This window comes from Enterobacter sp. ECC-175 (genome assembly GCF_043968675.1).
Lineage (GTDB): Bacteria > Pseudomonadota > Gammaproteobacteria > Enterobacterales > Enterobacteriaceae > Enterobacter.
Genome location: NZ_CP143776.1, coordinates 569,938 through 591,694, shown reverse-complemented (window position 1 = coordinate 591,694; position 21,757 = coordinate 569,938). Strand labels below are relative to the sequence as shown.

The window sequence follows — 21,757 nt, the reverse complement described above, 5'->3', positions numbered from 1 at the left end:
ATTAATTGGTAAGTTTATTATATGCGGATCAATTCTCTTTTTCAGCTGTATTGGCATGATCCTAGTTGGCATAACAACGAAGCTAGCGTTTATCTCGTTATCATGGTTTCAAAGCGGTTTTTTTGAAATATTGTGGAGCGATATTTTTTATGCAGCGCAGCTAGGGGGAGTAGGTGGCCTTATATTGGGTTTGGGTTGGGTTGTATTATATCTTTTTAAGATGAAAGGATTTTAGTTGAGAATAACTAGCTATCCGGTGATAAGGCTCGCGAAGCAGCAAAACAGGCTGCTGAATCTCTAAAAAATCAGATCAGGGAAAGCTGGGTGAAGGTACAACATCTGCTATCGCAAACGCCATTATCAATGGCCTTGCTGATACGGGTGATGCGGCACTAGGTTCAGCAGATTATGCAGCTGATGCGGCCATGGCGCTGGCTGCCTGTGCGGCGGGCGATAGCTACTGTAGCAAGGCGCTGAGCGACCTGTCCGGTAAGAATCAGGCGATGGCGGATATCGCTAAAACGCAGGGTGGAATCGCGAAGCAGGAGGCCATGAAGGACCCTGCCGCGCTCAGCGCCGCGGAGGAGAAGCTGAGGGCCGGGGGCAAGAGCAACCCGACCCCGCAGGAGATAGCCGAACAGGCCGGACGCACGGCGATGGAGCAGTACGGCACGGGCAGCGACATGCAGCGCGCCATCCAGGCCGCCACCGCGGCAGCCCAGGGACTGGCGGGCGGCGACATGACCGCCGCGCTGGCCGGAGCCGCCGCGCCGTACGTGGCGAAAATCATCGGCCACGGGATGGGGCTGGACGAAAAAGGCAGGGAGGCCGAAAAGGCCGCCGCCCATGCGGTGGCGAACGCCGTGCTGGCGGCGATGCAGGGCAAGGACGCGCTCGCGGGCGCGGCGGGTGCGCTGGCCGGGGAGCTGGCGGGCAGTATTGCTCTGCAGCTGTATGACAAGGATTTGGACAAGCTTGATGAGACGGAGAAGCAGACCATCAGCGCGCTGGCGACACTTGCAGCAGGAATAGCGGGCGGCGTTGCAGGCGACGGCACGGCAAGCGCCATTGCAGGGGCGCAGGCCGGAAAGACGGTGGTTGAGAATAACCTGATGGCCGGGAGTGAAGATGCACAGGTTGCGTGGCTACAACAGCACGGAACGAATATGACGACATGTTCCGATAATCCTTCCGGGACTGAATGCCAGAAAGCACAGAACGAAGCCAATGCGGTAGCATTTGCAATGGCATCAGCAGGGCTTATTTATTTGCCAGGAGGAATGCAGGTGACTTCAGGTATTGGTGGAGTCGCTAATGCCGGAGTGCAATACCTTGTTAATGGTGAAATAAATCCAACGGATGTCCTGATAGCAAGTTATGTAGGTGCATTTACTGCAAATACAGGAGGCTGGGGAACTGTAGGCTGGAACGCGGCAGGTGGTGCAACATCAAATTATTTTAAAGGAGATGATCCGTTTACAGGTGCAGCCTGGGGAGCTTTAGGTGCAAGTGCTGGTTATTTAGGCGGGAAATACCTTATTCAAACCCCATTAAATAAAATATTAAACCCTTCATGGAAAAGTTATGAGTGGGTCAGCATGGATATGGGTATAAGTAAGCCAATGCTATTTGATGTGCGCCCTGCAGTATGGGGTGGTATTTTTAGTTCTTCTGCCACCGAAGGAGTTGCACAAGGTGGACCAAAGCTCATTGAGTTAAAAAATAATGGAGAATCAAAATGAAAAAAGAATTACTTATAATTGCATACATGGTTTTTGTAGGAAGCATACTCCTTTTTTATTTGTTTTTTTAGGGCGTTTTCTGATTTGCTGGATTAATCACCTTGCATTTCCTTTAGAGGAAACACTCTTATTAAGTTTAAAAATTGGACTATTCGGAGGGAGTCTAGGAGGTATTAGCTCTTTAATAATCCGAAGGAGATAGTCGATCAGTTGGTCACATGGTCACATGGTCACATGGTCACATGGTCACATGGTCACATGGTCACATGGTCACATGGTCACATGGTCACATGGTCACATGGTCACCGCACCGTATGTTGAGGAGAATATCAAGCACCGGATGGAACTGAAGAAAGAGGTAATGAGGTAGAAAAAAGCTGCCACCCACATGGTGGCCAATGCTGTGCGGGCGGGGATGCAGAAGACGGCACGGCAAGCGCCATTGCGGGGGCGCAGGCCGGGAAGACGGTGGTTGAGAATAATGCGCTGAGTCTGCCGTCACGAATGATGAGTTACGGACAGGCAGCAGCCTCGTGGAATCATTACGCAGAAACTAACGGGCTGTCGGCTGAAGAGAAACAGGCCGGGCTGGATAAAATAGCCAAAGGTGATTTACCGGAAGGGGCGAATATCACGAAGGCTATTGTGGAAGGTTATCAGGATGGTGTGATGATTGCCGGGGCTTGGTATCTGGGTCCGGCAGCAACGGCGGGTAAGGTTATTGGTGGTGGAGTTCTTGGTCTGACAGCTAACGGTGGCTATCAATACTATGATCTGAGCAAGCCGGGAAATGAAGGTAAATCGTGGGATTACCTGGGAAGTGCCACCTCATTCACTATGGGGACACTTGCTCCGGGCCGCGGTATATGGGCAAATACGGGTATTGCAATGGGCGGGGCAGTATTTACAGATGGACCAAATGGCGCAGCTATCGCGGGAGCCGGACTCAGTGCATGGTCAGGTGGTACATTTGGAAAATTTGGTCCATTCTCAAGCGAAGTTAACGATATTTTTGGTGCTTTTGGCGGTGAATTTATCAGCAACAAAGTGAAAGATGCAGGGAAGAAGGAATGAAGATTAAGAAAATGACAAAACCGTCTTTATGGATGTTTCTGGGAAGTACTGCGTATTATTTCGTGGCATTTTTAGTGTTTGCTTTTATTGCTGATTGTGCGATTAGAATTTGGTATGAAAGCGGTTTTGTTTTTACTAAAAAAAATGTTACTGATTTACTTGTGATTAGCGGAATCGTTGGGCTTGCTGCGGGTTCAAGAACATGGTTTTTTGCCTGGCTGGACGAACGCAAAGCCCGAAAATCTCCCCCACCTTCAGATCCTGATTGAAATTAGTAATAATCCCCATCTATGTGGTGGGGTGTTTAGAAAACCAAACATGATCGTCACACCATGAATGAAAGATGGAACAAAAAATGGAATGTATAAAATGTAAAGGTTTAGAAGCAAACAAAGAGTCTGGATTGTGTGATGTTTGTGAAAACGAGGAGTTAAGTAAAATTAATGGACTATTATATCTTCCTGCTCTGGGGCTCCTCCTGGGTGTTATTGGTAGTGCTATTGATTTTTACAGCTTCACCATGACCGCATTCAATTATTTCCATAGAACTGGCTTTTTATCTTATTACGCTATGGGGGCATTTGCGTTTCTGATATGTGGATTCATTGTTTCCCTTTATGCAACGTGGTTGTTTTTTAGACGCAAGATTGGAACTCGAAAAGCCATGATCACTTATTATGCAACAGGACTGATTGTTGCTCTCTATCTTACTGTATTACCGGCTATTCTTTTTGATGTACAGCTGGATTCAGGAAATATCAGATTACTAGTGAGTGGAATATTTGGTGTTGTTATATGGATACCTTATTTTATTTATTCCAAAAGAATTAATATTGTTTTTTGTCGGTAGCTATGTCTGATTAATGACTTTGTTGTTGAGAATAACTCGCTGGTGCATGTGCTGGCAGCAGCTGAAGCGAACAAACCGGGAACAGTAGAGAAATGGCAGGAAGAACAACAGGCTGCGATTAAGGAAGCCTGTAGCGGCAGTACCCCAGTTTCGTGTGAAACAGCCGTTGCTGTAATGGGAAGCGCTATGGTATGGCCGTTATGACCTGAAGCAGGAGATGACCCGATGAAAGGTGGGGTAATCAGCGGAGCGGCATCAGGGTTAGGCTATGGTGTCGGAAAGTTAATTCAGGGACGATTTGATAAAGTCTTTAATCCAATGAAACCGTGGAAAGACTGGATCTGGACTGATGTTGGGATGGGAGTATCAAAACCTTTACCAATAGATCCCTTACCGGGCACAACTGGAATTATATTTGGCTCTGGCACATATGAATTTTCGAATGATCAGGCAGGTAAGTGGGTTAAAAAGTACGCGGAGGGGGGGGGAATGAGGAATAATATTTTTAAGGTTCTACTTACTTTCTTGTATCTCATTTTCACTCTAATGCTCGTTTTCTCATTATGGTTTATACTCGTCCAAATTAGGTCTGAGTTATTTTATTCAGGAAAATTTAGCTTCTCAAATATTAATTTTATGAAAGCAATAAAATCAGGTATCTTTTGTGGACTTCTTGCAGGGTCTAGTTGTGGATGGATTCATTATCGACGGTACAGTCATAGAAAAAAAAGATAGCACATCAAATCCCGGCCACTGAGCCGGGATCTCTCTTTTAAGTGTCAATTACCGCGCTTGATCACCGGCACATCCCCCAAATCATTCAACGCCCCGGGAAATGCCTTCAACCAGTCCGCCACTTTTTGTTTATTTATATACACCATACTCATACCTTCCAGGCAACCCCATAGCTCGCGTGTATGTTGTGGTGTGATCACGATACAATCCTTCATTACACGGATTTTCACCGGCATGCCATCAATGAATCCTGCGTTCGACAACCACTGCCCGCTAAGGGGAAGGTAGTTTCTGTCCATCCGGGAATAGAGTTCACAACAGGCCGAACTGTCCTGCGGCGTTTCAGCTCTGGGATGTAAAGAGGCGGCATCAGTCCGCTTACCATGGAGGCGACGGGCATCTTTTTTGTGCACCGGCTCGCGAATATCGTTATCACACTCAAATACTGCAATTTCTGTTTGGGCAATAGCCCGCTCTGGCATAGAATCCTTCGCAGCCATAATCAACTCCTCATTAGTTGTTTGTGGTTAGCGGTATATCGGTGTTAGCGCACCTTTATACCGCGTTCATACCATTTCACTGTCACTACATATTATTCACAGTCTGTATTGCTGATTTTTCCTGCGCCCATTATACCTCTATGGATAAAGATACAGCACTGCATTACGGGAAACGTTTAATAAATGCGAGGCGGCTCGTAGAAATAATACAAGAGGCTGTATCAGCTCATTTTAAATAATCTCGGTAAATATTTTCAGGGAATGAAATTTTGCGAGCCGCTTTCCAGTTTTGAATCCTTATCCTCACCCTCACTTTTCATCTGCCACAAAGAGCGTTATAAACCTGTGTATCTATACAGGCATGAGAACAAAACTATGACACTGGAAAAAGGGATTTATAACCTTGTTGAGGATTTCATCGCTGCTGGTCGGCCCTCTTCACGCTTCATGAGCATTGATGCTCGCCGGGAGGGATATGTTGCCAGTACGGTGCTTGCCGGAGAAACCGAGCAGCGGGTAAAAGTGGAAACGCTAAAACTGGAAGATCTTACCGTTAAGGTTTTTTCACCTCTGAATGCCCCGACGGCACTACCGGCTGTCATCTACTATCATGGCGGCTGCTTTGTCAGCGGCGGTTTTGAAACGCACGATAATCAACTTCGTCAGCTGGCGCGCTTCGGCAATTGCCGTGTTATAGCAATTCAGTACAGGCTTGCGCCCGAACATACTTTCCCCGCCGCTCACGATGATGCAGAGAAAGGTGCAGATCTTGTCTGGCAATATGCAGACCAGCTAGGCGTGGATAAAAATCAAATTACGCTCTGCGGAGACAGTGCGGGGGGACATCTGGCGCTGGTAACGTCGCTGCGGCTCAAAGCAAAAGCGCTCTGGCAACCTGCGCAACTTATTCTTATCTATCCTATGCTCGACGCCACTGCGAGTTTTGAAAGTTATTCCCTGAATGGAAAAGATTACGTAATTACCCGTGATACGCTGCTCAGTGGTTATGAGATGTATCTTGCGAAGATAGACCATCGTCATCCGGAAGCCAGCCCCCTGTGGCGCGATGATTTTCACGGCCTACCGCCTGTGCATATTATTACCGCTGAGTATGATCCGCTTTGCGATGAAGGCGAAGCGCTCCATCAGCACCTGACGGAGCAATGCGTAACATGTACCGCCCAGCGATGGCTGGGAGTCATCCACGGCTTCTTCCAGCTTGGGGGAATTAGCCCCTCAGCACGTGACCTTATGCACGATATCGCCTGGCGGATTAACCTCGCCCGGCGATAACAGTGAGGAGATTACTCCTCCTCATTCCCCCCTTCCTCAAACGCGCCAAACGGCTTCGCGGGAAGGACGATGTAGGTGCCTTCAAACACCGCGCCCGGCGTTTCATCGCCGAACAGCTCAACCTGCATCTGCACGCGTGCCTTGCGGCCGCGGGCCAGACGGTCAAGGTCGCCGCCGAGCGCGCCGAGATCGGCCACCGCGCTGGGCTTGCCGCTGATAGGCGCACTGTAGCGAATGTGGGCATCCGCCAGGATGATGGTGCCGCCAAGGTGGCGTTCGCGCAGCATCAGCCAGATCAGACCCCAGCCGGTGAGGGTCGCCAGCGAGAACAGGCTACCGGCAAACAGCGTGTGGTGCGGGTTCTGATTGCCGACTTCCGGCATGGTGGTAATGAACTTTTGCCCGGTGTACTGCTGGATGCGCACGCCCATTTTTTCGCTCAGCGGAATGTGCTGGTACCAGGCCTGCTGCAGCTGCCCGCACCAGTCGGCGCGGTGAAGAATGTCGTCCAGGGTGGCGATCGGTTTGATCATCAAAAAGTGACGAATCGGCGTGGTTTGCGGCGTGGTGATTTCGCCCTGGTTCACGAAGCCCAGCTTGGCAAAAAAATCCATCGCGTCTTCGCGGGCGCTACAGGTGACGCGCTTAACGCCCTCCTGCCGGGCGACGGACTCGAGCGTCATGGCGATCAGCGTCCCCAGCCCTTTATCCTGAACGGACGGATCCACCGCCATGAAGCGAATCGAGGCTTCATTATCGCCGTTGATATACAGACGCCCGACGGCGACGAGGTTGCCCTCTTCATCCACCACCATCTGGTGGTGCGCCATGGCGTCCCAGGCGTCGCGTTCCGATCCTTTCGGCTGGTGGAGCGGCTTACGCAGCATTTCCCAGCGGAACTGGTAATACGCTTCTAACTCTTCTTCCGTTTGCGGTACTCGAAGGTGATACATAGCTGTACTCTCTCTTGTTACCCGCGGCCACGCCGCCAGCTGGCTCATACCTGGAGCCAGAACGTCACGGGGCCATCGTTCACCAGCGATACCTGCATATCCGCAGCGAATCGTCCGGTTTGCGTGTTCATGTCCTGTTGGCGGCAGCGCTCAACAAAGTATTCGTAAAGCACTTCTGCGCGATCCGGCGCGGCGCCTTTGGAGAAACTCGGGCGCATGCCGCGCTCGGTATCCGCCGCCAGCGTAAACTGGGACACCACCAGCACGCTGCCGCCCGCCTGCTGCACGTTGAGGTTCATCTTGCCTTCCGCATCGCTAAAGATGCGGTAGCCCAGCACGCGCTCGCACAGGCGGTTCGCCTTTTGTTCGTCATCATCCTTTTCGACACCTAACAACACCAAAAGTCCTGGGCCAATTTCACCCGTCACCTCGCCCTCCACGGTGACGCTGGCACGGGTTACGCGCTGAATCAATGCAATCATGGTTGGTCTGCTTCTTGTCGTTTTTCAGCTTCTGCTGCTTTTTTGAGTTCACGGTATACGCCGAGAGTGACAGTAATCTCTGCACCAAGCAAGACGATACACCACGTCCAGTAAACCCAGACAAACAAAATGGGGATCACCGCCAGCACGCCGTAAATCAGCTGGTAGGACGGGAACATAGTGATGTAGAGGGCAAAACCTTTTTTACCCAGCTCAAAGAGAAGCGCCGCGACCAGCGCCCCTACCACAGCATCGCGGTTGGGCACGCGCGTGGTTGGCACCACGCTGTACAGCAGCCAGAAAGAGAGCCACGACAAAATCAGCGGGAAGATGCGCAGAACGTTGTCGATCACGGTATTCAGATCGCTCGCCCAGCGCAGCGAAAGAAGGTACGAGCTGATGGCGAGGCTTGCCCCGGCCAGCAGCGGGCCGAGCGTTAAAATCATCCAGTAGACGGCGAACGAATAAACCTTGGGCCGCGCTTTTTTACTTCGCCAGATGGCGTTGAGCGCGCTATCAATGGCGTACATCAGCAGCAGCGCCGTGACGATAAGCCCGCACGCACCTACCGCCGTCATCTTGCTGGAGTTAGCCACAAACTGCTCAATGTAGTTCTGGATGATGTCGCCGGTCGCGGGGATGAAATTCGCGAAAACAAAGTGGCGAAGCTGCACGCTCACGTCCGCAAACATCGGGAAGGCGGAAAACAGCGCAAAGATAACGGCCACCAGCGGCACCAGCGAAAGCAGCGACACGTAGGCGAGGTTCCCCGCCAGCGTGGTCATGTTGTCTTCGTCAATGCGGTGCCAGAGGAGTTTCAGCCACGCACGCAGCGGTCGAGTGTGGTGCGTGGCTTTTTGATGAACGGTTTTTAGCATAGCTGCTTCGCAAAGTAGTTCGGTATCGTCTCTTTCCCGGTCACCAGAATTGACGTGATACCCAACTGGTTAGCTCCCTCTATATTATCGGCGTTATCGTCGAAAAAGACCGCATCGGCCGCGCTAAATCCTTCAGCCTGGAGTACGGCCTGATAAATCCGCGCTTCGGGTTTACGCATCCCCATCTCCTGAGAGAGGTAGATCTTATCCGCCGCCGCCCGGACTTCGGGATACTCGTCAGGCCAAAACGTCGTATGCAGGCGGTTGGTATTCGACAGCACCACAACCCGATGCCCCTGTTCGCGCAGTTTCTGCATAATGTCGATGACTTCCGGGCGGATCGCGACAAATACCGCCTGCCAGCCGTGGGAAAACTGCTCGTAGCTTAACGAGAGCCCCATTTCCTGGCAGAAGCGTTCTGCAAACGCTTCATCGCTAATTTCACCGCGTTCGTGCTGATGGAAGGTGTCACTCATTGCGAAATTCTGTTTTAACGTCGCCAGCGGAACACGGCTAAAATCGCTCCATGCGCCCAGTACCCGGTTAAAATCGATGTCGACGATGACATTTCCTAAGTCAAAGATATAAAGCATGTTTATCTCCTTTCGCCGTGGAAAATTAACTGTAGCGGGAAAGAGAAGGTTTGGCTATGCGCCAGATTCAGCTTAAAGAAAGGAAAGGCCCGACTGAAAAAAACGGGCCAAAGGTAGGTCAACCCGCCTGCTGTTCTTCTCCGGAATGGACTTCAACCACTTCGACCTTGCTGGATTTGAGGTGATTTTGCAGCGCCGAGCCCGGCAGTTCATCGGTGAAGAGCGCGGTGGCCTGCGCCACGTTACCAATTTCAACCGCCGCGGAGGCATGGTATTTCGTATGATCGGCCGCCAGTAAAATGTGGCGCGAGTGGGCGATCATGGTTTTCACCACGCTGGCTTCGTTAACGTCAAATTCCATCATCGCGCCGTCGTGTTCAATCGCCCCGACGCTGGTCACGAGGTAGTCCGCCCGGAAGCCGGACACAAAGGCCGTCGCCGCCGGGCCGATAATCCCGCCGTTATGCGCGCGCAGCGTGCCGCCGGGCACCATCACTTCGAAACGCGGATTTTTATAAAGAATATGCGCCACCCGCAGGCTGTTGGTGATGATGCGCAGATGGTTGTGGTTCAGCAGCGCCCGGGCCACGTGCTCCACGGTCGTCCCGATAGTGATAAAAATGGTTGAGCCATCGGGAATATAATCCGCAATCGCTTCGGCAATCGCCCGCTTCTCTTCGGTCAGTGAAACCTCACGCTGCTCAAATGCCGTGTTCACCACGCTGGATGCCCTGCCCGCGCCGCCGTGATGACGCGTGATCAGCCCCTGCTCGCTCAGCTTGCGAATATCCCGGCGCACCGTCTGCGTCGACACGTCCAGCAGCTGCGCCAGTTCATCAATATTCATATAGCCACGATCGGCAATCAGCGTCAGCAGCTGATCGTGACGCGGGTTACCGGTCAGTTCGGTAAGGCTCATGGGCTGTCCTCTGAAAACCATCACGCCCCGCATTTTATACAAAAAGTGACAAAAAAGAGCGGGTTTGATCACAGTCAGGTATCCCCGCGCGTCCGCCGGGCCTTGTGCATTTCAGGGCGGCAACGGCGCTGGCAAAGCGCACGGCGTCGGCGGCGGGCGTTTGCTGCCCCAGACTGACCGCCAGCGCGCCGTGGAAAACATCGCCCGCACCGGTAGTATCAACGACGTCGACCTCAAAACCGGGCTGATGACACACCGCGCCGTTTTCAAGCCAGAAGCACCCGTCTCGTCCCTGCGTGACATACACATGTCCATTTGTGAGCGTTTGTGCTCTTTTCAGCGCCTCTTCTGTTTCATCCAGCTGCGTAAGGCGCCGTAGCCCCGGCGCGGAGAAGGCCGCGTGGTCGCTTAAGGCGATCAGTTCAGCGATATCCTGCGGGGTGACATCCGCATCAAGCAACGTCGGTACGCCCTGCTGGCGGGCCAGGGTAAATGCCTGTTTTGCCCCGTCATGCCAGCGCACGTCTGCCAGAACAATATCCCACTGGGAGAAGTCGATTTCATGCAGCCAGTCTGCCCCGGCGGGCAGATCGGGACTGGGGTAGTTGGCAATCACTCGTTCTCCGCCTGCGTCCACCAGCACTGCCGATTGCGACGAGCGGGCACCCTTAACTACGCGCGTATAGCGGGTGTTCACCCCCAGGGATTCCAGCTCCGCGAGCAGCCTTCTGCCGGTGTCATCGTCCCCCACGCGGCCAATAAAATCCACGCTTGCGCCCAGTTTAGCCGCCGCCACCGCCGCAGTTGCCGCCGGGCCGCCGCCCACCTCCGTATACTCTTTTGCGACATATTTTCCACCTTCCTTTGGTAAATCATCGAGATACCAGATGCGATCCAGCACGGTAATGCCGACACAAACGATGCGAGTCATGGTGATTCCTTCTGCGTTTTCTGATGTGCTCATTTTAATTTCACCAAATGTTTAAAAAGTGACCCATGTCTATTTTTTGACTATAAATTACAAATACGATCAAAAACAGACAACAAAAACGCGCAGAAATTGACACGATGTGACAGGAGAGAAGCATGTCAGTAATCGCATTTATCGGTTTAGGGCAGATGGGCGCGCCAATGGCGAAGAATCTGTTGAAGCACGGCCACCGGCTTCAGGTTTTTGACGTGAACCCGCAGGCCGTTCAGGCGCTCGTGGAGTGCGGCGCGCAGGCGGCGACAACGCCCGCGCAGGCCGCAGCGAAGGCCGAATTTGTCATCACCATGCTGCCAAACGGTGACCTGGTGCGCAGCGTGCTGTTCGGCGAGCACGGCGTGTGCGAAGGGCTATCCCGCGACGCGCTGGTGATAGATATGTCCACCATTCATCCGCTGCAAACCGACGCGCTGATCCGCGACATGGCAGAGCAAGGCTTCAGCCTGATGGACGTGCCTGTCGGGCGTACGTCCGATCACGCCATCGCCGGAACCCTGCTTCTGCTGGCGGGCGGCACGGCCCAGCAGGTTGAGCGCGCCACGCCGGTGCTCATGGCGATGGGCAACGAGCTGATTAACGCCGGCGGGCCGGGCATGGGCATCCGCGTGAAGCTTATCAATAACTATATGAGCATTGCCCTGAATGCGCTTTCCGCCGAAGCCGCCGTGCTGTGCGAAGCGCTCGGCCTCTCCTTCGACGTGGCGCTGAAGGTGATGAGCGGCACGCCCGCGGGCAAAGGCCACTTCACGACCTCGTGGCCGAACAAGGTGCTGAAAGGGGATCTCTCACCCGCCTTCATGATCGACCTTGCGCATAAGGATCTGGGCATTGCGCTCGACGTGGCTAACCAGCTCCACGTTCCGATGCCGCTGGGCGCAGCTTCCCGCGAAGTTTACAACCAGGCGCGCGCCGCCGGGCGCGGTCGCGAAGACTGGACGGCCATTCTTGAACAGGTTCGCGCATCCGCCGGGCTGAAAAAATCACACTGATACGAAAAGGACTGAGGAATGACGATGTACACCCTGAAAGATATCACCCGACCTTCCGGCGGTTTTGCGATGCTGGCCGTGGACCAGCGCGAAGCAATGCGCCTGATGTTTGCCGCTGCGGGCGCGCCGGTGCCGGTAACCGACCAGCACCTGACGGATTTTAAGGTCAGCGCGGCGAAAATTTTGTCTCCGTACGCCTCTGCGATCCTCGTTGACCAGCAGTTCTGCTACCGCCAGATTGTGGAACAGCAGGCCGTTGCCAACAGCTGCGCGATGATTGTCGCGGCCGACGAGTTTATCCCGGGGAACGGCATTCCAGTCGACAGCGTGGTGATTGACAAGAACATCGACGCGCAGGCGGTCAAACGCGACGGCGGCAAGGCGCTGAAGCTGCTGGTGCTGTGGCGCAGCGACGAAGATCCGCAGCAGCGCCTGGAGATGGTGAAGGCGTTCAATACGCTGTGCCACAGCAACGGGCTGCTTAGCATCATTGAGCCGGTGGTACGCCCGCCGCGTCGCGGTGCCGCCTTTGACCGCGAGCAGGCGATTATCGACGCGGCAAAAGAGCTAGGCGACAGCGGCGCGGACCTCTACAAAGTGGAGATGCCGCTCTATGGCAAAGGTACGCAGCAGGCGCTGCTGGCCGCCTCGCAGAAGCTGAACGCGGAAATTAACATGCCGTGGGTGATCCTCTCCTCCGGCGTGGACGACAAGCTCTTCCCGCGCGCGGTGCAGGTTGCGATGCAGGCGGGCGCGTCAGGCTTTTTAGCCGGTCGCGCCGTATGGTCGTCCGTGGTGGGCCTGCCGGATACCGACATGATGCTGCGCGACGTCTCCGTGCCGAAACTGCAGCGTTTGGGTGAGATCGTCGACGAAATGATGGCTCGCCGTTAAGAAAGGATCTGAACATGAAATGGTTTAACACGCTGAGCCACAACCGCTGGCTCGAACACGAGACTGACCGCATTTTCGACTTCGGCAAAAACGCCGCCGTACCGACCGGCTTTGGCTGGCTGGGCAATAACGGGCAGGTGCGCAGCGACATGGGCACGCACCTGTGGATCACCGCCCGCATGCTGCACGTGTACGCGGTGGCGGCAAACATGGGCCGTCCCGGCGCGTACGCCCTGGTTGAGCACGGCATTAACGCCCTCAACGGCCCGCTGCGCGACAAGCGGCACGGCGGCTGGTACGCCTGCGTGAACGATGAAGGGGTGATTGACGCCTCCAAGCAGGGCTATCAGCACTTCTTCGTGCTGCTGGGCGCGGCGAGCGCCGTGACCACCGGCCACCCGCAGGCGCGCCAGCTGCTGGACGAGGCGATTGCGGTGATCGAGCGCTATTTCTGGAGCGAAGAGGAACAAATGTGCCTCGAATCCTGGGACGAGGCCTTCAGCAAAACCGAGGATTACCGCGGCGGCAACGCCAACATGCATGCCGTGGAAGCCTTCCTGATCGTCTATGACGTCACGCACGACCGCAAGTGGCTCGACCGCGCCCTGCGCATCGCCTCGGTGATTATTCACGACGTGGCGCGCAAGGGGGAGTACCGCGTTAACGAGCATTTCGACACTGACTGGAACCCGATCCGCGATTACAACATCGACAATCCTGCCCACCGCTTCCGCGCCTACGGCGGCACGCCGGGCCACTGGATCGAGTGGGGCCGCCTGATGCTGCACCTGCGCGCCGCGCTGGAAGCCCGCTTTGAAACGCCGCCGGAGTGGCTGCTGGAAGATGCCAAAGGGCTGTTCCACGCCACCATCCGCGACGCCTGGGCACCGGACGGGGCCGATGGTTTCGTCTACTCCGTGGGCTGGGACGGCAAGCCTATCGTCCGCGAACGCGTGCGCTGGCCGATCGTTGAGGCGATGGGCACGGCTTACGCGCTCTACACCGTCACCGGCGAGGCGCAGTACGAAGCCTGGTATCAGACGTGGTGGGATTACTGCATCAAGTACCTGATGGACTACGAGAACGGTTCCTGGTGGCAGGAGCTGGATACCAATAACGAAGTGACCACCAAAGTCTGGGACGGCAAGCAGGATATTTACCATCTGCTGCACTGCCTGGTGATCCCCCGCCTGCCGCTGGCACCGGGCTTAGCCCCTGCCGTCGCCGCCGGATTACTGGATAGCCTGGCCAAATAATAAAGACGGAGTTTTTATGCGTACCCTACACAATATAAATCTGGAAAATAATGAAAATGGTTTCACCCTCAGCTGGGAGAACCGCCTGATTTTGTCCCACACCGCGGATGCGCCCTGCCTGTGGATCGGCGCAGGTGAGGCGGATATTGAGATGTTTCGCGGCAATTTCAGCATCAAGGACAAACTGAACGAAAAGATCGCGCTGACGGACGCGACCGTCACGCAGCAAAGCGCGGGCTGGGCGATCCGCTTTACCCGCGGCGATGCGGTCAGCGCCACGCTGCTGGTGGGCGTGGATGCGGAAGGCCGCCTGGAGCTGAAGCTTAAAAACGATGCCACCCGCCATAACCGCATCTGGCTGCGGCTGGCGGCCCAGCCTGAAGATCACATTTACGGCTGCGGCGAGCAGTTCTCTTATTTCGATCTGCGCGGCAAGCCATTCCCGCTGTGGACCAGCGAGCAGGGCGTGGGCCGCAACAAGCAAACCTACGTCACCTGGCAAGCCGACTGCAAGGAGAACGCGGGCGGCGATTACTACTGGACTTTCTTCCCACAGCCCACCTTCGTGAGCACGCAGAAGTACTACTGCCACGTGGACAACAGCTGCTACATGAACTTCGATTTCAGCGCGCCGGACTTCCACGAGCTGGCGTTCTGGGAAGATAACGCCACGCTGCGCTTCGAATGTGCGGAAACGTACATCGATCTGTTGGAAAAACTCACCGGACTGCTGGGGCGCCAGCCTGAGCTGCCTGACTGGGTTTACGACGGCGTGACGCTGGGTATTCAGGGCGGCACCGAGGTCTGTCAGCAGAAGCTCGACGTTATGCGCAAAGGCGGCGTGAAGGTGAACGGCATCTGGGCGCAGGACTGGTCCGGCATCCGCATGACCTCCTTCGGCAAGCGCGTGATGTGGAACTGGAAGTGGAACAGCGAGCTGTATCCGCAGCTTGATGAGCGTATTCAGCAGTGGAAGCAGGAGGGCGTGCAGTTCCTCTCCTACATCAACCCGTACGTCGCCAGCGATAAAGATCTCTGCGAAGAGGCGGCGAAGCGCGGCTATCTGACCAAAAACGCCGACGGCAAGGACTACCACGTCGAGTTCGGCGAGTTTTACGCGGGCGTTATAGACCTGACCAACCCTGAAGCCTACGACTGGTACAAAGAGGTCATCAAAAAGAACCTGATCGAACTGGGCTGCGGCGGATGGATGGCCGACTTCGGTGAATATCTGCCGACCGATACCTTCCTGCACAACGGCGTCAGCGCGGAGATCATGCACAACGCGTGGCCAGCCCTGTGGGCGAAGTGTAACTACGAGGCGCTGGAGGAGACCGGCAAGCTCGGCGAGATCCTGTTCTTTATGCGCGCGGGCTACACCGGCAGCCAGAAGCATTCCGTGATGATGTGGGCGGGGGATCAGAACGTCGACTGGAGCCTGGACGACGGCCCGGCCTCGGTCATACCCGCGGCGCTGTCTCTGGCGATGACCGGCCACGGCCTACACCACAGCGACATCGGCGGTTATACCACCCTGTTCGAAATGAAGCGCAGCAAAGAGCTGCTGCTGCGCTGGTGCGATTTCAGCGCCTTCACGCCAATGATGCGCACGCACGAAGGCAATCGCCCTGGCGATAACTGGCAGTTCGACGGCGACGCGGAAACCATCGCCCACTTCGCGCGCATGACCACCGTGTTCACCACGCTGAAGCCGTATATCAAAGCCGCCGTCGCGCAGAACGCCAAAAGCGGCCTGCCGGTGATGCGCCCGCTGTTCCTGCACTACGAGGACGACGCGCGCGCCTACACGCTGAAATATCAGTACCTGTTTGGCCGCGATCTGCTGGTGGCACCCGTTCACGAAGAGGGCCGCACGGACTGGACGCTCTATCTGCCGCAGGACAGCTGGGTGAATGCGTGGACCGGGGAGTGCTGCCAGGGCGGCGACGTGACCGTTGATGCTCCGCTCGGCAAGCCGCCGGTGTTTTACCGCCAGCACAGCGAATGGGCAGATCTGTTTAGCACCTTACGTCATATCTGATAAGGCTCGCCCGCGGGGAAACCTGCGGGCAGACGGAGAACAATAATGAGTCAACATACTTCCGATCCGGCAACCCTGCGCCTGCCGTTTAAAGAAAAACTCGCCTACGGGATGGGCGACCTCGGCTCTAATATCCTGCTGGATATCGGCACCCTGTACCTGCTGAAATTTTATACCGACGTGCTGGGGCTGCCGGGCACCTACGGCGGGATCATCTTCCTGATTGCCAAGTTCTTTACCGCCTTCACCGATATGGGCACCGGGATCATGCTCGACTCCCGGCGCAAGATTGGCCCGAAAGGGAAGTTCCGGCCGTTCGTGCTGTACGCGGCGTTCCCGGTGACCCTGCTGGCGATTGCCAACTTCGTCGGCACGCCGTTCGAAGTGACCGGCAAAACGGTGATGGCAACCGTGCTGTTTATGCTGTACGGCCTGTTCTTCAGCATGATGAATTGCTCTTACGGCGCGATGGTGCCCGCGATTACTAAAAACCCGGACGAGCGCGCCTCGCTGGCCGCCTGGCGCCAGGGCGGGGCCACGCTCGGCCTGCTGCTGTGCACCGTCGGCTTTGTGCCGGTGATGAACCTGATTGAGGGCAACGACCAGCTTGGCTATATCTTTGCCGCGACTCTGTTTTCGCTGTTCGGGCTGTTCTTTATGTGGTGGTGCTACAAAGGGGTGACCGAGCGTTACGTTGAGGCGCAGCCCGCTAATCCGGCGCAAAAGCCGGGGCTGCTGCAGTCGTTTCGCGCCATCGCCGGGAACCGCCCGCTGTTTATCCTCTGCATCGCTAACCTGTGCACGCTGGGCGCGTTTAACGTCAAGCTCGCCATTCAGGTTTACTACACGCAGTACGTGCTGAACGATCCGATCCTGCTGTCGTATATGGGCTTCTTCAGCATGGGCTGCATTTTTATCGGCGTCTTTATGATGCCGGGGGCGGTGCGGCGCTTCGGCAAGAAGAAAGTCTACATCAGCGGCCTGGCCATTTGGGTGGCGGGCGATTTGCTTAACTATTTCTTCGGCGGCGGCTCGGTGAGCTTCGTGGCGTTCTCCTGCCTGGCGTTCTTCGGTTCCGCGTTTGTAAACAGCCTGAACTGGGCGCTGGTCTCCGATACCGTGGAGTATGGCGAGTGGCGCACCGGCGTGCGCTCCGAGGGAACGGTCTATACCGGATTCACCTTCTTTCGCAAGGTGTCGCAGGCGCTGGCGGGCTTCTTCCCCGGCATTATGCTGACGCAGATCGGCTATGTGCCCAACGTGGTGCAATCCGCCGGCACGGTTGAGGGGCTGCGGCAGCTGATATTTATCTATCCGAGCCTGCTGGCGGTCATCACCATCGTGGCGATGGGCTGCTTCTACAACCTCAACGAGAAGATGTATGTGCGCATCGTCGAAGAGATTGAGCTGCGCAAACGTACGGCCTGAATGATTTGAGCGAGCGCTCTTCGGGGCGCTCCGGGGATCGACCATGACACACAATACTGATCCGTTAACCCTGAAGTTGAGCCTGCGCGAGAAGTGCGCCTACGGGATGGGCGATTTTGGCTCGAACCTGATGCTGTGTATTGGCACGCTGTATCTGCTGAAGTTTTACACGGACGAGCTGGGCATGCCCGCGTTCTATGGCGGCATTATTTTCCTGGTCGCGAAATTCTTTACCGCGTTTACCGACATGCTGACCGGCGTGCTGCTGGACTCCCGGCGCAACATCGGTGCGAGGGGAAAATTCAGGCCGTTTATTCTTTACGCCTCCGTTCCGGTCGCGCTGGTCGCGACGGCGCAGTTTATGGCCAACGACTTTAGCCTGACGGTAAAAACCGCGCTTGCCACCGCGCTCTTTATGCTGTTCGGGCTGTGCTATAGCCTGATGAACTGCGCGTATGGCGCGATGGTGCCCGCTATCACCAAAAACCCCAACGAGCGCGCGCAGCTGGCGGCGTGGCGTCAGGGCGGTGCAACGGTGGGGCTGTTGCTCTGCACCGTTGGCTTTATGCCCATTCAGGCGCTGTTCGTCCACCAGCCTTCTCTCGGCTATCTGGTGGCCGCGCTGATTTTCGTCACGGGCGGACTGTTCTGCATGTGGTGGTGCTACAGCGGCGTGAAGGAGCGCTACGTTGAGGTCACGCCCGATCACCACAAGCCCGGCATCCTGAAATCCTTCTGCGCGATTTTCCGCAATCCGCCGCTGCTGGTGCTGTGCATCGCTAACCTCTGTACCCTCGCCGCGTTTAACATCAAGCTGGCGATTCAGGTCTATTACACCCAGTACGTGCTCAACGACCTGCACCTGCTGTCGTGGATGGGCTTTTTCAGCATGGGCTGCATTCTGGTAGGCGTGTTTCTGGTGCCGGGCGCGGTGAAGCGCTTTGGCAAGAAGCCAGTTTATCTGGGCGGGCTGGCGCTGTGGGCGGTAGGCGACGTGCTGAACTTCTTTTGGGGAACCAGCTCCCTGCTGTTCGTGCTCTTTTCCTGCATGGCCTTCTTTGGCACGGCGTTTGTGAATAGCCTCAACTGGGCGCTGGTGCCGGATACCGTCGACTACGGCGAGTGGAAAACGGGCATCCGCGCCGAAGGATCGGTGTATACCGGCTATACCTTCTCGCGCAAAATCTCCGCCGCGCTCGCCGGATTCCTGCCGGGAATTATGCTGACCCAGATAGGCTATATTCCCCACGCGGTACAGAGCGCCAGCACGCTGCTGGGCTTGCGCCAGCTTATTTTCCTCTGGCCGTGCGGCCTGGCCATTATTGCCGCCATCACGATGGGACTCTTTTATAAACTCAACGAAGCGCGCTTCGCCTTTATTATCGAGGAGATTGGACAACGGAAAAGAGAATCCGCAAATACCCCTGAGATAACGACCCACAATAAAGCGTCAGCAGTCACTTTATAACTATAAATCTGGCCACTTCTCCCTTCCTGTCTACAGGAAGGGCGGCCCTTCTGTACCTGATACATGGACAAATTATGAAAAGAATCATTACTACACTTATCGTGTCGTCTGTGTCCTGCACCGCATTTGCCGGTGCGTACGTGGAAACCCGTGAAGCCTACAACACGGCCTCTGAGCTGCACGAAGTGATCCTTCGCGCGGGCTATAACTTCGATATGGGCGCGGGGCTGATGTTCACCAACGCCTATAACGTTGGGAAATGGGATGAGCTAAAGCACAGCTATAACGAAATTGAGGGGTGGTATCCGCTCTTTAAGCCCACTGACAAACTGACGTTCCAGCCCGGTGGGTTAATTAACGACAGCAGCGCGGGCTCCGGCGGGGCCGTTTACCTGGATACTAACTATAAATTTATCGACTGGTTTAACCTGACGTTTCGCTATCGCTATAACCATAACAATTACGATACGCCGGACTATAACGGGCAGATGGATAAGAACGACACGCACGAATTTGCCAACTACTGGAACTTCAAAGTGACGGATGCGTTTTTCTACACGTTTGAACCACACTTTTTCCAGCGCGCGAATGATTACCACAGTAAAAATGGCAAAGACCACCACTGGGAAATCACCAATAAGTTCAGCTATAAGTTCGACAAAAATTGGCTGCCGTACCTCGAACTGCAGTGGCTGGACAGATGGAATGACTACAACCGCGAGCAGTACCGTATTCGCTTGGGGTTACGGTATTCGTTCTAATAAAAAAGCCGCTGAGCGATCAGCGGCTTTTTACCTGCCGGGTGGCGCAAGCGCTTACCCGGCCTACGGATTGACCGTCTTACTCTTCTTTCGCACCGCGCATGGCGCGTTTACGATCGTTTTCGGTCAGGTGACGTTTACGGATACGAATTGACTGTGGAGTCACTTCTACCAGTTCGTCGTCATCGATGAATTCCAGAGCTTGCTCCAGGGTCATCTTGATCGGTGGAACCAGAACCGTTGCTTCGTCCGTACCGGACGCACGCATGTTGGTCAGTTTCTTACCGGTCAGGCAGTTTACGGTCAGGTCGTTAGAACGGCTGTGAATACCGATGATCTGGCCTTCGTACACTTCTGCACCGTGACCCAGGAACAGCTTACCGCGGTCCTGCAGGCTGAACAGTGCAAACGCAACCGCTTTACCCTGACCGTTGGAGATCAGAACGCCGTTGTTACGCTGGCCCACGTCGCCAGGACGAACGTCGTCGTAGTGGCTGAAGGTGGAGTACAGCAGACCGGTACCAGAGGTCATGGTCATGAACTCTGAACGGAAGCCGATCAGACCGCGGCTTGGGATCACGTAGTCGAGACGTACGCGGCCTTTGCCGTCTGGATTCATGTTTTTCAGGTCGCCTTTACGCTCGCCCAGAGCCTGCATCACAGAACCCTGATGCTGCTCTTCAACGTCCAGCGTCACGTTTTCGAACGGCTCTTGTTTACGGCCGTCGATTTCGCGGAAGATAACTTTCGGACGGGAAACCGCCATCTCGAAACCTTCACGACGCATGTTTTCGATCAGAACTGACAGGTGCAGCTCACCACGACCGGAAACGCGGAAGGCGTCCGCATCTGGGGTTTCTTCAACGCGCAGCGCAACGTTGTGCACCAGCTCTTTGTTCAGGCGGTCAAGGATCTGACGAGAGGTAACGAACTTACCTTCTTTACCGCAGAACGGAGAGGTGTTGACGTTGAAGAACATGGATACGGTTGGTTCATCAACGGACAGGGCCGGCAGCGCTTCGACGTTCTGCGGGTCGCAGATGGTGTCGGAGATGTTCAGCTCACCCAGACCGGTGATGGCAATGATGTCGCCTGCTTCAGCGATGTCGCTATCGATACGCTCAAGACCCAGGTGAGTCAGAACTTTACCGACTTTACCGTTACGGGTTTTGCCTTCGCTATCGATGATAGTAACCTGCTGGTTAGGCTTAACTTTACCGCGCTTGATACGACCAATGCCGATGACGCCAACGTAGTTGTTGTAGTCCAGCTGAGAGATCTGCATCTGCAGGGTGCCGTCGAGATCGACGTTTGGAGCCGGTACACGGTCAACAATCGTCTGATACAGCGGGGTCATGTCTTCCGCCATATCTTCGTGGTCCAGACCGGCAATACCGTTCAGCGCAGAAGCGTAAACGATAGGGAAGTCCAGCTGCTCGTCGGTCGCGTCGAGGTTAACGAACAGGTCGAATACCTGATCAACAACCCAGTCAGGACGCGCGCCAGGACGGTCAACTTTGTTGATAACAACAATTGGCTTCAGACCATGGGCAAACGCCTTTTTGGTCACAAAGCGCGTCTGCGGCATTGGGCCATCCATTGCGTCAACGACCAGCAGAACGGAGTCTACCATGGACATTACACGTTCAACTTCACCACCGAAGTCGGCGTGGCCTGGGGTATCAACGATGTTGATACGGTAGTCATTCCATTTGATGGCGGTGTTTTTGGCGAGGATGGTAATCCCACGCTCTTTCTCCAAATCGTTGGAGTCCATCACGCGTTCTTGAGTTTCGGCACGAGCATCAAACGTACCGGACTGCTGCAGCAGCTTATCAACCAGGGTAGTTTTACCATGGTCGACGTGCGCGATGATGGCGATGTTACGCAATTTTTCGATCACAACTTTGCCT

At 55.1% G+C, this 21,757-nt stretch carries 20 protein-coding genes and 1 pseudogene; 13 read left to right on the top strand and 8 right to left on the bottom strand.

The features are described 5' to 3' along the window. Positions 1-425 precede the first annotated feature (425 nt). From V1599_RS02925 to V1599_RS02905, 5 genes and pseudogenes are all read left to right on the top strand, one after another. A complete protein-coding gene (locus V1599_RS02925; RefSeq protein WP_181573266.1) occupies positions 426-1,742 on the top strand; it encodes a VENN motif pre-toxin domain-containing protein in 1,317 nt (438 codons plus the stop codon). A 417-nt stretch (positions 1,743-2,159) separates the two neighbouring features. Further along, positions 2,160-2,816: pseudogene (locus tag V1599_RS02920) on the top strand (VENN motif pre-toxin domain-containing protein); the annotation flags it as partial. Then, a complete protein-coding gene (locus V1599_RS02915; protein WP_112012717.1) occupies positions 2,813-3,085 on the top strand; it encodes a hypothetical protein in 273 nt (90 codons plus the stop codon). The pseudogene V1599_RS02920 and the gene V1599_RS02915, both read left to right, overlap by 4 nt. Positions 3,086-3,159: 74 nt before the next feature. After that, positions 3,160-3,666: a DUF2569 domain-containing protein gene (locus tag V1599_RS02910; protein WP_258458749.1), complete on the top strand. Its 507-nt coding sequence runs from the start codon at positions 3,160-3,162 to the stop codon at positions 3,664-3,666. 225 nt (positions 3,667-3,891) lie between these two features. Next, on the top strand, positions 3,892-4,401 hold the full coding sequence (locus V1599_RS02905; protein WP_181573265.1) for a hypothetical protein: 510 nt from the start codon (positions 3,892-3,894) through the stop codon (positions 4,399-4,401). Positions 4,402-4,445: 44 nt separating this feature from the next. Here V1599_RS02905 and V1599_RS02900 read toward each other — a convergent pair whose 3' ends face one another. After that, the gene (locus tag V1599_RS02900; RefSeq protein ID WP_297119866.1) at positions 4,446-4,901 is read right to left on the bottom strand and encodes a SymE family type I addiction module toxin; all 456 of its coding nucleotides are present in this window, start codon (positions 4,899-4,901) and stop codon (positions 4,446-4,448) included. A gap of 375 nt (positions 4,902-5,276) precedes the next feature. Between V1599_RS02900 and V1599_RS02895 the strand changes: the two genes are divergently transcribed. Then, the gene (locus V1599_RS02895; RefSeq protein ID WP_297119863.1) at positions 5,277-6,194 is read left to right on the top strand and encodes an alpha/beta hydrolase; all 918 of its coding nucleotides are present in this window, start codon (positions 5,277-5,279) and stop codon (positions 6,192-6,194) included. 11 nt (positions 6,195-6,205) lie between these two features. On the opposite strand, the gene fabY is transcribed toward V1599_RS02895, so the two are convergent. From fabY to V1599_RS02865, 6 genes are all read right to left on the bottom strand, one after another. Then, positions 6,206-7,147 (bottom strand): fatty acid biosynthesis protein FabY, encoded by a 942-nt coding sequence (gene fabY / locus V1599_RS02890; protein ID WP_395301002.1) that lies wholly within the window; start codon positions 7,145-7,147, stop codon positions 6,206-6,208. A 44-nt stretch (positions 7,148-7,191) separates the two neighbouring features. Continuing rightward, positions 7,192-7,629 carry a D-aminoacyl-tRNA deacylase gene (gene dtd / locus V1599_RS02885; RefSeq protein ID WP_297119858.1) on the bottom strand — a complete coding sequence of 146 codons (438 nt, stop codon included), beginning with the start codon at positions 7,627-7,629 and terminating at the stop codon, positions 7,192-7,194. After that, positions 7,626-8,507, bottom strand: a complete 882-nt coding sequence (locus V1599_RS02880) for a virulence factor BrkB family protein (RefSeq protein WP_395301001.1) — start codon at positions 8,505-8,507, stop codon at positions 7,626-7,628. The genes dtd and V1599_RS02880 overlap by 4 nt, the downstream gene beginning before the upstream one ends. Next, positions 8,501-9,100 (bottom strand): glucose-1-phosphatase, encoded by a 600-nt coding sequence (gene yihX, locus V1599_RS02875; protein ID WP_112012708.1) that lies wholly within the window; start codon positions 9,098-9,100, stop codon positions 8,501-8,503. Before yihX ends, V1599_RS02880 begins: the two co-directional genes overlap by 7 nt. 118 nt (positions 9,101-9,218) lie before the next feature. Then, positions 9,219-10,019 carry a DeoR/GlpR family DNA-binding transcription regulator gene (locus V1599_RS02870; RefSeq protein WP_112012706.1) on the bottom strand — a complete coding sequence of 267 codons (801 nt, stop codon included), beginning with the start codon at positions 10,017-10,019 and terminating at the stop codon, positions 9,219-9,221. A gap of 34 nt (positions 10,020-10,053) precedes the next feature. Further along, entirely contained in the window at positions 10,054-10,950 is an 897-nt protein-coding gene (locus V1599_RS02865) for a sugar kinase (protein WP_297119848.1), read from the bottom strand. A gap of 155 nt (positions 10,951-11,105) precedes the next feature. Here V1599_RS02865 and yihU point away from each other — a divergent pair, with 155 nt between their 5' ends. The 7 genes from yihU to ompL all read left to right on the top strand — a co-directional run bounded on the left by yihU (position 11,106) and on the right by ompL (position 19,844). Then, positions 11,106-11,996, top strand: a complete 891-nt coding sequence (gene yihU, locus V1599_RS02860; RefSeq protein ID WP_395301000.1) for a sulfolactaldehyde 3-reductase — start codon at positions 11,106-11,108, stop codon at positions 11,994-11,996. Between the two features lie 18 nt (positions 11,997-12,014). Further along, a complete protein-coding gene (yihT, locus tag V1599_RS02855; RefSeq protein ID WP_395300999.1) occupies positions 12,015-12,890 on the top strand; it encodes a sulfofructosephosphate aldolase in 876 nt (291 codons plus the stop codon). A gap of 14 nt (positions 12,891-12,904) precedes the next feature. Next, positions 12,905-14,146: a sulfoquinovose isomerase gene (gene yihS, locus V1599_RS02850; protein ID WP_395300998.1), complete on the top strand. Its 1,242-nt coding sequence runs from the start codon at positions 12,905-12,907 to the stop codon at positions 14,144-14,146. 16 nt (positions 14,147-14,162) lie between these two features. Beyond that, on the top strand, positions 14,163-16,187 hold the full coding sequence (locus V1599_RS02845; protein WP_395300997.1) for an alpha-glucosidase: 2,025 nt from the start codon (positions 14,163-14,165) through the stop codon (positions 16,185-16,187). Positions 16,188-16,232: 45 nt separating this feature from the next. Next, complete coding sequence (locus V1599_RS02840; protein ID WP_112012697.1) at positions 16,233-17,615, top strand: MFS transporter; 1,383 nt, start codon at positions 16,233-16,235, stop codon at positions 17,613-17,615. 43 nt (positions 17,616-17,658) lie between these two features. Then, positions 17,659-19,083, top strand: coding sequence for an MFS transporter (locus tag V1599_RS02835; protein ID WP_395300996.1), 1,425 nt, complete (start codon positions 17,659-17,661; stop codon positions 19,081-19,083). A 74-nt stretch (positions 19,084-19,157) separates the two neighbouring features. Continuing rightward, positions 19,158-19,844, top strand: a complete 687-nt coding sequence (ompL, locus tag V1599_RS02830; protein WP_395300995.1) for a porin OmpL — start codon at positions 19,158-19,160, stop codon at positions 19,842-19,844. A gap of 79 nt (positions 19,845-19,923) precedes the next feature. Here ompL and typA read toward each other — a convergent pair whose 3' ends face one another. Continuing rightward, entirely contained in the window at positions 19,924-21,747 is a 1,824-nt protein-coding gene (gene typA, locus V1599_RS02825; protein WP_395300994.1) for a ribosome-dependent GTPase TypA, read from the bottom strand. Between the last annotated feature and the right edge of the window lie 10 nt (positions 21,748-21,757).